The sequence below is a fragment of the Vibrio sp. HS-50-1 genome (assembly GCF_024747315.1).
Classification (GTDB): Bacteria; Pseudomonadota; Gammaproteobacteria; order Enterobacterales; family Vibrionaceae; genus Vibrio; species Vibrio diabolicus.
In genome coordinates, this window is record NZ_JAMPZF010000029.1 from 1 (window position 1) to 10534 (window position 10534).

Annotated in this window: 13 protein-coding genes; 10 read left to right on the top strand and 3 right to left on the bottom strand. The window is 39.0% G+C overall.

All coding sequences use genetic code 11. The features are described from left to right. The first annotated feature begins 32 nt into the window (after positions 1 to 32). Positions 33 to 566, top strand: a complete 534-nt coding sequence (locus tag NDJ01_RS14275) for a hypothetical protein (protein ID WP_258586894.1) — start codon at positions 33 to 35, stop codon at positions 564 to 566. A 142-nt stretch (positions 567 to 708) separates the two neighbouring features. Continuing rightward, on the top strand, positions 709 to 1086 hold the full coding sequence (locus NDJ01_RS14285) for a hypothetical protein (protein ID WP_258586895.1): 378 nt from the start codon (positions 709 to 711) through the stop codon (positions 1084 to 1086). A gap of 216 nt (positions 1087 to 1302) precedes the next feature. Here NDJ01_RS14285 and NDJ01_RS14295 read toward each other — a convergent pair whose 3' ends face one another. Then, complete coding sequence (locus NDJ01_RS14295) at positions 1303 to 1644, bottom strand: hypothetical protein (protein WP_258586896.1); 342 nt, start codon at positions 1642 to 1644, stop codon at positions 1303 to 1305. A gap of 182 nt (positions 1645 to 1826) precedes the next feature. On the opposite strand from NDJ01_RS14295, the gene NDJ01_RS14300 reads away from it, so the two are divergent. Then, positions 1827 to 2243, top strand: coding sequence for a hypothetical protein (locus NDJ01_RS14300; RefSeq protein WP_258586897.1), 417 nt, complete (start codon positions 1827 to 1829; stop codon positions 2241 to 2243). Between the two features lie 678 nt (positions 2244 to 2921). Continuing rightward, entirely contained in the window at positions 2922 to 3341 is a 420-nt protein-coding gene (locus NDJ01_RS14315; protein ID WP_031813941.1) for an NUDIX domain-containing protein, read from the top strand. 131 nt (positions 3342 to 3472) lie between these two features. On the opposite strand, the gene NDJ01_RS14325 is transcribed toward NDJ01_RS14315, so the two are convergent. Together NDJ01_RS14325 and NDJ01_RS14330 are read right to left on the bottom strand one after the other, a co-directional pair. Further along, on the bottom strand, positions 3473 to 3859 hold the full coding sequence (locus NDJ01_RS14325; protein ID WP_020840766.1) for a hypothetical protein: 387 nt from the start codon (positions 3857 to 3859) through the stop codon (positions 3473 to 3475). Continuing rightward, the gene (locus tag NDJ01_RS14330; RefSeq protein ID WP_020840765.1) at positions 3846 to 4172 is read right to left on the bottom strand and encodes a hypothetical protein; all 327 of its coding nucleotides are present in this window, start codon (positions 4170 to 4172) and stop codon (positions 3846 to 3848) included. Before NDJ01_RS14330 ends, NDJ01_RS14325 begins: the two co-directional genes overlap by 14 nt. An 828-nt stretch (positions 4173 to 5000) precedes the next feature. Between NDJ01_RS14330 and NDJ01_RS14335 the strand changes: the two genes are divergently transcribed. The 6 genes from NDJ01_RS14335 to NDJ01_RS14375 form a co-directional block, all read left to right on the top strand. Then, entirely contained in the window at positions 5001 to 5783 is a 783-nt protein-coding gene (locus tag NDJ01_RS14335) for a hypothetical protein (protein ID WP_258586898.1), read from the top strand. 145 nt (positions 5784 to 5928) lie between these two features. Continuing rightward, positions 5929 to 6579 carry a hypothetical protein gene (locus NDJ01_RS14340; RefSeq protein WP_258586899.1) on the top strand — a complete coding sequence of 217 codons (651 nt, stop codon included), beginning with the start codon at positions 5929 to 5931 and terminating at the stop codon, positions 6577 to 6579. 626 nt (positions 6580 to 7205) lie between these two features. Further along, a complete protein-coding gene (locus tag NDJ01_RS14350; RefSeq protein WP_258586900.1) occupies positions 7206 to 7586 on the top strand; it encodes a hypothetical protein in 381 nt (126 codons plus the stop codon). A gap of 156 nt (positions 7587 to 7742) precedes the next feature. Next, entirely contained in the window at positions 7743 to 8387 is a 645-nt protein-coding gene (locus NDJ01_RS14355; protein WP_258586901.1) for a hypothetical protein, read from the top strand. A gap of 726 nt (positions 8388 to 9113) precedes the next feature. Further along, the gene (locus NDJ01_RS14370) at positions 9114 to 9794 is read left to right on the top strand and encodes a hypothetical protein (protein WP_258586902.1); all 681 of its coding nucleotides are present in this window, start codon (positions 9114 to 9116) and stop codon (positions 9792 to 9794) included. A 442-nt stretch (positions 9795 to 10236) separates the two neighbouring features. Next, a partial coding sequence (locus NDJ01_RS14375) for a hypothetical protein (protein ID WP_258586903.1) occupies positions 10237 to 10534 on the top strand: 298 nt, incomplete at its 3' end.

Below are 10534 nucleotides of genomic sequence, written 5' to 3' on the forward strand. Positions count from 1 at the left end.
GATTAACTTTAATTTAATGAAGGAACTAAGAATTGGATATAGGAATTGATTCTGAAACTATAGGTGCTTTTATCGTGTCATTAATCTTGGTGGTAATGTACTTTTCTGATAGGAAAGATAAGATTCAAGTCTTGAAAGCATTTTATTCTAACTATGTATATATACCATCTTTATTTTTTTCTTCATGGTTAATGTTATTATCGGTTTTATTATTAGGTTATGGATTGGAATCTTGGGTTTATTCTTTGTTAAGCAAGGTTATCTCTTTTATAGCAGGGGCTTTGATAACTTGTATTATTGTCAAGTTATTAATAGATAATATTATAGAGAAGTCTTTCAACTTAAAACGTGACATTTTCGGTCTGGTGACGCTTTTATCTATGGGCACATTCATCAAGCTTTTAGATCAGCACAGCGAGTTTGGAGCATGGTTACTAAATTTCATGACTACTCAAACTGCTGGTGACCCTGCTTTAAAAATAGTAGGTGATTGTATTCTGATGCTAGTGCTAATTGTGTCTCCATATTATTTTAAGAATAAGATTAAGCGAATAAGTTTATCATAACAAACTGTTTAAGAGTGATTCGCAACGCGTGGCATTTTTACTATGCGCTCCGTTTGGTGTTTAAGGTGGTATGCGGAAGCATCGGTATTGCGTTGCTCACACCTTAACAGAGCGTTATGCGACCCAGAAATAGGAGTTTCGAGTGGAAGAAATAATTGATCAGTTAGTTGCTCAGGGCTATGAAGTCTCTGGTAGCAATTCAAGTATTCGAGTGAAAATGGGGGCATTAACGGGTAAGGCGATTATTCGGAAAAGTGCCTATTCAAATACTTTCGTGGTGTCTACTCATACTTGGACTCAGCTTATCGCTTTGACGCTGGCACTTTTTTCAATTCTATCGTCGCTTTATAGTCAGTGGGGACAGCCAGAGTTAAGTGGCGCAATGTGGTTTAGTTTTTCGGTTGGCATTCCCGTAGTGATAATGGGTTTTGTATCCGCAATTATTGCTGAAATTCATTTGCAGCCCGTCCGCCAGATCGTAAGAATGGCAAATTCAAAGCTATCATCACCAGTCGCATAACAATCTGTTCAAGAGGGATTCGCAACGCGTGGCATTTTTACTATGCGTTGGTTTTAGTGTTTAAGGCGGTATGCGGCGACTTCGGTATTGCGTTGCTCACCCCTTAATAGGGCGTTATGTTTACTTGTATTTCAGTGGCTTAAAGCTTCTTCGAACTATGTTATTTGCCCCTTTGGCAGTTCGTTCGAGTTGCCTCAGCAAATCCGTATTGTCGGCCTAAATTCGTGAATTTCTCAACCCGTAAAACATGTCAATGTTCGCGGGTTGCTTCATTTTCAGGTCGTGGCGGTTGGTTTCAAGTTTCACTGGCTCTAAGTCGCTTTGAGCGTATTTGCCAAGTAGCATGTCGGCTTGGCAGTTGCCTCGGCAGTTGCCTCGGCAGTTGCCTCGGCAATTTGCCATTGTTCTGCGCTTTGGTTGGAAAGAGAGGGCGCTTGTTGAAGCTAAGTCGGGTTGCCTCATTGGGCAGGGAAGTGGACTTACGCGCTTGGTGTTTCGTGCCTCTGGCGGCCAAGTGAGTTTGAGCGTGTGACTGACTTCTTGAAATGCGTTCAACAAAGCAGTTCTTTGCCAAGTAAATCAGTCATTTGTGGTAAAACATAACAAACAATTTAAGAGGGATTCCCAACGCTTGGCATTTTTGCTTCTACTTCATTTTTAGTGGTTACGGTACAATGCGTTAGGTTGGGTGGTAGCGTTGCTCACCCCTTAATTGGGCGTTATGCTCTCAGGAGGGAGTTGTGTATCTCAGGGAAAAAGATAAAGCTTTGAATAAAGGTGCAATTTTAATCGGCACTATAGGTATTATCGTTATTTCTATTGCATCAGGAAGCTTATTTGTAGCGCTAGGTTTGAGCTCGATAGTCGCAATTAGCTTATTGTTACAGCAAAAGTTTCCGGATAAAAATGGTCTTTACAGCATCGAGGTTCTAGGTGGGCGTATTAGTCTTAAACTGGGAAATAGCGCACTTTGGCATTTGAGTGTATGTGATGTTGAGTCCTATGATACGACTTACTCAAGGGACGGTGCAGTGATCAAAGAAATTACTTTAAAAACGGTGAACGATAGTTATGTCTTACCAAAACTAGATCGCTTTGAAACTACCGCAGTTTTGGATCTTGTAAGTCTTTTACAAATCCCAAAAGAACGAGCATAACAAATTGTTCAAGAGTGATTCGGCACGCGTGGCATTTTTACTATGCGTTAGTTTTAGTGGTTAAGGTGGTATGCAGAGACTAGGTATTGCGTGCCTCACACCTTAACAAGGCGTTAGCCCTCAAGGAGAATATAAAAAATTGTTTGAAAATCATTTAAAAAGAACAAAGTTCTTGCTGTTTTTGCAGGGTATATCTGTTGCAGTTACTCTGTTTCTATTATTTACCTTGCTTGCCCAAGTAAATCAATTGAGCTCTTCGAGTCTTTTTCTCACATTTGCAATTGTTTTAGTGATGCTAAGTTTGAATTTGTCTAGTTTTTACGGGTTATTAAAAAAGAAGCTTTGGGTATTTAAGTTAATGATCGTTCTTTATTTAATTCAGATTATAGACATAGAGACACCTAACTTTTCCTTAGCCTTTTCTTTTGGAGTTGAAGTACCGATAAGTGTGAATGTTAATGAAGTAACAGTTTCTCTAAACTTAATGGCAATCTTGGTGGTTTGGTTGTCGTATACAAGTCTTAACCTTTTGAAAAAGGGCTAACAAATTGTTCAAGAGTGATTCGGCACGCGTGGCATTTTTACTATGCGTTGGTTTTAGTGGTTAAGGTGGTATGCGTAAGCTTTGGTATTGCGTGCCTCACACCTTAACAAGGCGTTATATCCTTGGAGCAGATAATGCAGAAACAAAGAGTTAGTGCTCTAATACTTAATCGCAAGAACGCAGAAATTCTCCTCATTAAACGCTTTAAAGAGGGACGAAATTACTGGGTTTTTCCCGGTGGTGGAGTAGAGCCAGAAGAACTACTTGAGCAAGCAATCGTACGAGAGGTTTTTGAAGAAACCAGTCTGCGAATCGACAACTATCAAGAAATATTTTCAGTCGTGAACCGTGGACGAAAGGAGCATTTCTATCTCGTAAATGTTCAGTTTTTTGAGCCTAAATTGTCATTGCATAGCCCAGAGCGTCAAACTCAAAGCAGCAGTAACCGCTATGAGCTTACTTGGGTAAAGCTTAATGATCTAAGTAAGTTAGATCTTGTGCCGGTTGAAGCAAAGGAAATAGTAAATTCACTGGCATCTCAAGCACGGATATAACAAACAATTTAAGAGTGATTCAGCACGCTTGGCATTTTTGGTTTGGGTTAAGTTTAGTGTTTACGGTGGTCAAATTTAGTGTCGTGGTCGCGTGCTTCACACCTTAATTGGGCGTTATGTTTTGGGGACGATCACTCTTTAGAGAACTCGTGGTCCCTAAGTTTTTGCAGAAAGTCGTCATTCATTATATCTAGCCCTAAAGCTTCAAACGCACTCCGTGTATCAAATAAAAAAATAAACTCTCTCTCTATTTCAGACAGCTTTTCAGTGCCAATTGCCTTTTCGAGCTTTAACCTTAGTTTTTTGGTTTTTTCGGAAGGCTTCTCTTTTAAGCATTGCTCAACCGTCTTTTCAGACAAGTACATGACAGTATAGTATTGAATTTCCGGTGATAAACTATGTATCCAATGATCTTTAGAAATAACAAAGTCCCGCTCATTTACACAATCAAAAGCAAATGCATTTGAAAAGGTAATGAGGGTAAATACAAAGAGTAACGCTGATTTATAAGCTTTCATATACACACTGCCAAAATTTAAGTTCTTTCCCTGTTTTACTCGTAAAGTGCATCAAAGCTTCATTCTTTATGATTTTTCGAGTAATTACAGGTATTGATGTTGCACCACGAGCGAAGGTTTCCCAATCTGCTGTTGATATATTGTATGTGGCTGTAGCAAATGTGTTTTTGAAGAAAATTTGGTAAATCGCGGTTGATCCATAAAGCGCAGAAAGTAGCTTCATGTTTGTAACTCGTTTGTTGATTTCACGGATGCTGTCATGAGAGCTTTCAGATAATACAAGTCCTTGAATCATGCATTTTTTTACTGCCATGTCCTCTACCTTAGTTAGGTGTTTTGATGCATAATATTTACTTCTGTTTAGTGGGTACGTTTTGTGAGTTTAAAATGTGACGTATAGCTCAATAAAAGGTTTTTTCATTCTTTCCTAAGATTAGAACAAACATAACAAAGCATTTAAGAGTGATTCCCAACGCTTAGCATTTTCAGTTTAAGCTTGAGTTTTGTGTTTACGGTGCAATGGTTTAGGTTGGGTGGTTGCGTTGCTCACACCTTAATGCGGCGTTAGCACTGGGTTGGTATCAAAGGCTAAAAGTCTCTGTTTTTATTGATTTCTTTCCCTCGCTTTACACCTGATTAAATGTGCCTCTCAGGTTCGCTCCGGTGGCACTAGATGTGAAGTTTTCGCTTTGAGTTTATCGTTTACGGTTTCTAACTTTAGGGCTATTTCTCTGGTGTGGTTTCTTTAGCGCTGAGAAAATTTAGGCAAAATATGCGTTTCTTTGTCGCTGTTGTTCAAGTTCGAAGCCCGAATTCTTTGCTAATTTGAAAGCGATGAAAAAGGGCAGTTAAGCATGTTTTTCTTCTAGCCAACTTGCGTTTTGTGGCTGAGTTCTAGTTTAGTAGTTGTCCATTTAGCGTTGGTGTTTCAAGCCATAAGTTTCGTGCTATATTTCAATATCTTGGCGTGTATAAAAGGCTTTAAGGGCAGCGTGCTAACAAACAGTTCAAGTGGGATTCAGCACGCGTGGCATTTTTAGTATGCGGTGGCTTTTGGTGTTGTCGTGCCATGCGGAAGCTTAGTTGTTGCGTGCTTCACCCCTTAACTGGGCGTTAAATTTCAATTGATCTGAGAGTCAAAATGAACAATATAGATAAAACAAAGCAGCTGTTATCATATGGTGGCAACTTGGCTGGCGCAGCTGTTGGTGGTGCGTTAAGTTTTGTTTCAGGATCACCTGTTGGTGCAGCTGTCGGAGCTGCTTTAGGCGCAGGGATCTCGCACGTATTTACGTCAATAGGATCTGATCTTCACGATAGCTATTTATCTCCAAAAGAGCAGCAAAGGATTGGTGCCGCCGCCGCTATATCACTAGAAGAAGTAAGAGCGAGGCTTGAGGCTGGGCATGTACCTAGGGAAGATGGCTTTTTTGAAGGCTCAGATATTAAAAGAAGTGATGCGGAAGACTTACTTGAGGGGATGCTGTTGAAATCCAAAGCTTCTTTTGAAGAAAGAAAAGTTCCTTTCGCAGGTTGGTTTTATTCAAATCTAATATTTCGAGATGATGTTGACTTGAATAGAGCATCTTATTTTTTGCAGGTGTTTGAAAAGCTCACGTATAGGCAACTTTGTTTAATAAATATATTTTCCCGTATAGGTAATAACTTCAGAACTACTGCACTTAGTGGTACGAATGCCACGCCGGAGGTATGGGGGATTCTACAGGAAGTTCAAAATCTCAAAGATATAAACTTTGTATATCAAGGGGACGAAAACCAAAAATCTCAAATTGTTTGGGGGTTAGGGGCACTTATTCCTGCGTGGATCTATAACACAAATTTAGGTCATACCTTCTATGATCTGTTTAACCTTAAAGAGATCCCGGAACAAGATTTGGTGGAAACACTGCAGCACTTAAAATAGAAATTTAACAAAGCATTTAAGAGTGATTCCCAACGCATGGCATTTTTCATTCCATCGTTGGGTTTTGTGTTTACGGTGGTAGGGTTGGGTTTCGTGGTAGCGTTGCTCACACCTTAATGCGGCGTTATGTTTATAGGAGTAAAGTTTGGACATTTTAAAAGATTTTAGATTTCCATTGTTTAGGTCAAGCTTTTACATGCAATACGATACGTATAAAGAGCATGCAAGAAAAGTAGATGATTTCTTAGAGTCAGAAGCTGAGCCTTTTAAGGCTGATGTTGAAAAACTAGCCCAAGGTAAGGAATCTTATGAACGCGATGAGTATCTGGAAGAAATGGCTGAGCAATTTCAAGAACTGAAGTTTGAGTTTCCGTCAATTCAAAGGAGAGCTGAATTAATAACAATCTATACCGTTTTAGAGCATCAATTTCAGCAAATCTGCCAAGCTTATGAGCGTGAATTAGAAAATCCTGTGAAGATAAAAGATCTAGATTCAAATGGTATTATTGATCAGTGTCGAAAGTATCTTGAAAAAGTAGCACTGGTTGACTTCCCTAGCAAATATCCTGCTTGGGTAGAGATTACGAAAATTCAGCAATTAAGAAACTGTGTGGTACATGCTGATGGAGTGGTCAAAACAGGGAACCAAGATCTGCGTGGTTACATCAAAGGAAACCCATTTCTGTCATTGGCTCACAATAACAAAGTATTAATCGAATCAGGCTTCTCTGAGCACTGTATTAATGTGTTTTGTGACTTTTTAACAGAGTTATTTGACAAAATGCTGCAAGAATAAACATAACAAACTGTTTAAGAGTGATTCGCAACGCGTGGCATTTTTACTATGCGTTGTGTTTAGTGTTTAAGGTGGTTTGCGGCGGCATCGGCATTGCGTTGCTCACACCTTAACAGGGCGTTAGTTGCCAACGAGAAAAAACGACCTAAAGCATCATGTTTAGGGCTAATGTTCGTGTGTTTTTGGCTAGGTTTTCGTATTTCAATTTCTAGTTATTTGGGTCTGTGAAAATCATGCTTTGGTTTCTTATTCGGTTTGGGTTTTCTGTTTCAGAAGCCGCTTTATTAGTTGAAAGTCAGCTCTGAGGCATTGCCTTTCCAAAAGGTTTATTTGGTGTTCAAAGTCCGTTTTCTACGGCGTTATAAATTCCAAGTGGTTTCAGTGACAGGCGCTTTGAAACTGCGCCTGAATTAAGTTTTTCAAAGCACGTAAAAACAGTGTTGGCAAAGCGGAAATCAAGTTCCAATCAAAGCCTTAGGTTTGGCAACTAACAAAGCATTTAAGAGGGATTCACAACGCTTGGCAGTTTTGGTCTGAATTAGCTTAAGTGTTTACGGCACAATGGTTTAGGTAGGGTGGTGGCGTTGTTCACCCCTTAATGCGGCGTTATGTACTAGGAGGTAAATTTGAGTTTTATCAATATGTTAATTGAAGAGATTGAATCACAAGAACGTACCAAAGTTTGTTCAGTTTGTATGGGTAGTGGTTCTACTATTAGTTTTGCTCGAGCTCGTTTTATTGGCAAGTACGGTGATTGGGCAGATGATATTGATAGCAAATACTCTGATGTGAAGAGAGCGTGGGTAGAGGCTGGTAAGCCATCTTTTGCTGAGTTTGAACAAACATGTTTGGATATCGGTTTAGGAAATGTAGAAGCCAAAGATACATATGAGCTTTTTCTAACTAAAGAGAGCAAAGAAAAATGCCATAATTGCGAGGGTGGTCGTGAACTTACAGAACACGGTAGAGAAGTCGCAAAGCTAAAACAGCTCATCACGAATCTATAGTATGTACATAACAAGCAATTTAAGAGGGATTCACAACGCTTGGCGCCCTCACTTCAAGTCAGTTTAGTGTTTATGGCACAATGCTTTAGGTTTGGGGGGAGGCGTTGTTCACCCCTTAATTGGGCGTTATGAGACCAGTCAGAAAGTATGGACTTTATGAACTTAAAAATAGAATCGAAGAAATTGGCAAGAAGTCATTTTGAGCTAGAGAGAAAGCGACTTAATTGGAAGCTTGAAGTTAAGAATAAAATTAAGTTTCATTTTAATGAGCTTATACTTTCTGCAAAAAATACTGGGTATCCGTTTATATTATTTTGCCAAGATAATAATGAATTTGAAAATTTGGATTCGATTCAGATCACTGCTGAATCCAATTATACGGGTATAACTCAAAAGTTAGCGAATGGTGGCTCCAAACTAGATTTTGAAAAAGGAGCAGGGCTATGTTTTTCATTGTCCCCTAAAGGGGACGTGGTAGTTACTATTCGCCCCTACAAGTCGGAATGGGTTCGTAGAGTGGAAACAAGTATAATAATTGCACACGGTATATCTCCTGACGATATTACAGATGGTTTTATTAAAAAGTGTATGCGTCGTTTCATCATTTATACAAGAGCATCAAGTGTTTACGGGTCTTACACCACAACGCTATATGAATATCTATTTATAAAATATCTGTTAGTTGTGGATATAAAAAATCGCGGGCAATTATTAAATAGTGCGTTGGATTTTTCAAATAAATGGGGTGTCGCTGTGATTTCCGCTTTACTTGGTGCCATTTTTAACGAAGTGTTAACCTAATTGGGGCGTAAAAGTCTCATAACAAAGCGTTAAAGAGGGACTTGGCACGCGTGGCATTTTCGGTTTGCAGTTTGTTTAGTGGTTAAGGTGTTATGCGGTCACTTTTGTATTGCGTGCCTGCGCCCCTTAACGCGGCGTTAGTACGGGTTTGATATCAAAGGTCATCAGTTTTGGTGTTTATCTGTTTTGGCGCTCGTTTTTACACCTTTCAGTTAGTGCCTTTCACGTTCTTTCCGGTGGCACTATATGCGGAGTGTTCGCTTTGATTTCACCGTTTACGGTTTCTAACTCTTAGCCTATTTCTTTGGCGCTTTTTCATTTTCGTGGTGGCTTTTGAGAGAACCTTGATTATTTTTGGTGTGGCTGTTCAAGTACGAGGAAAGAATCCTTTTCTAATTTGAAGCCAGTAAAAGTAGGGCAGTTTAGTGCGTTTTTCTTCTAGTCAACTTTCGTCTCTCAATGGCGGTAAAGTTTTGTAGCTGCCCGTCTCACTTCAGTGTTCAAAGCCTTTCATATCATGCCATTTTTCAATATCTTGGAGCGCATAAATAGAAGTAGCGCATGTACTAACAAATTGCTTAAGAGTGATTCGTAACGCGTGGCATTTTTACTTTGCGGTGGCTTATGGTGATTAAGGCGCTGTGCGGTAGCTTTTGTATTGCGTTACTCACACCTTAGCAAGGCGTTAGCAGTATTGGAAGATCGTAAGAAAATCGGATGTAGTAAATGAACAAATTTTTAGAGAACATCGAAGATTGCCAAATCGATGGAAAAGTGGTGTTGAAAGCCTCTTTCGGCCTTATTTCTAATTTTAGTTTTGTAGAGCACATGGCTCATGAAGCTATGAAGGAGCAAAAGTCATTCGCATATGATGGTAATTACGAAACTAGGTTTGAAAGCTCAGTAGAGGGGCTTTTTATTGAGTCTGGCCTCAAAGTGTTAAAGTGCAGTTTAGATGAGCACCCTGTTGAAAGGGGTTATTATGAAGTGGATATTATATGTGAATATACAATTCCAAAAAACTTTCATGAACGAGAGGCTTACGATGACAATATGAGACTAAGCCCGCTTGCAGATACCATATTTGATTTTTTTAAATTGATGTCAACATTGAACAATAGAGTATCCATCCTTGAACCATCATCTCTAAATTTAAGGATTAAGTCTGGTGACGATTGGTTGCGAGTCACACAGAAAGGCGGAGGTCACCCTCATATTTTTCCTTGTAATCCTGCGCACTTTCAGGAGGTTATTCAGTCTCTACCAACTTATTATGACAAAGTGAAAAGTAGAATTGACAACAAAAAGATTCAAAAAATAATAAGCATTTACTATTCGGGACTTCGATTTCAAAATAATCACTTTGCAGCTGATGCATTCATCAATTTCTATAAAATAATCGAGTGATATATAAAGACAAAACTCTTTTTTCTAAAAAATATATTGAGTTACTAAATAAACCCGAATCTTATGACAAGGCTATGCGTCAATGTAGCCAAAAGGTCCAAATGCTCTTTATTTGGGAGTACTTAAATAAGCTCGATGAAAAAAATGAGGCATCTCTACTAGACGACCTGTTAGATCTCGCTGAAACCAGAAATAATTTGGCTCATGATAGTGGAGAAGACCTTGACTTATCAAAACTGAACCTAGTACATACTATGGCTAATTTTATGTTACGTCATTTTGTTCTTGGTGAGCAATACTGCTAACAAAGCATTTAAGAGTGATTCGCCACGCTTGGCATTTTCGGTTTGGGTTTGGTTCAGTGATTACGGTGTTATAATTGAGTTCTGTGGCCAGGTGGCTCACACCTTAATGCGGCGTTAGACAAATAAAAGGAAAACATATGACACTTGGGTGGTTAATTCTTCTTTCATTTCTACACATTGCAGTTTGTCTTTTTAGTCCTTTTGTGTTTTTCATTGTCGTATTTCAACTGCGTGAATTTGAACTTTCTAAACATCACTCAGATATCTGTATGGCTTTAGGTGGAGCATATGTCATTTCGACAATTGTGAGTGTAATTATAGTTTTTAATTACTACCTTGCTGATAGCCAGGAACCATACTATTGGTGGTTTGCAATGCCTTGGGCACTATTAGTCGCTATTATTGTGTACATATTGAAAGTAGCGAAGGTAAAAT

Bases quoted from the DNA above. Each gene is read 5' to 3' on its own strand.
- NDJ01_RS14335 (WP_258586898.1), top strand. From the start codon at position 5,001: ATGAACAATATAGATAAAACAAAGCAGCTGTTATCATATGGTGGCAAC.
- NDJ01_RS14315 (WP_031813941.1), top strand. From the start codon at position 2,922: ATGCAGAAACAAAGAGTTAGTGCTCTAATACTTAATCGCAAGAACGCA.
- NDJ01_RS14370 (WP_258586902.1), top strand. From the start codon at position 9,114: ATGAACAAATTTTTAGAGAACATCGAAGATTGCCAAATCGATGGAAAA.
- NDJ01_RS14355 (WP_258586901.1), top strand. From the start codon at position 7,743: ATGAACTTAAAAATAGAATCGAAGAAATTGGCAAGAAGTCATTTTGAG.
- NDJ01_RS14325 (WP_020840766.1), bottom strand. From the start codon at position 3,859: ATGAAAGCTTATAAATCAGCGTTACTCTTTGTATTTACCCTCATTACC.
- NDJ01_RS14330 (WP_020840765.1), bottom strand. From the start codon at position 4,172: ATGGCAGTAAAAAAATGCATGATTCAAGGACTTGTATTATCTGAAAGC.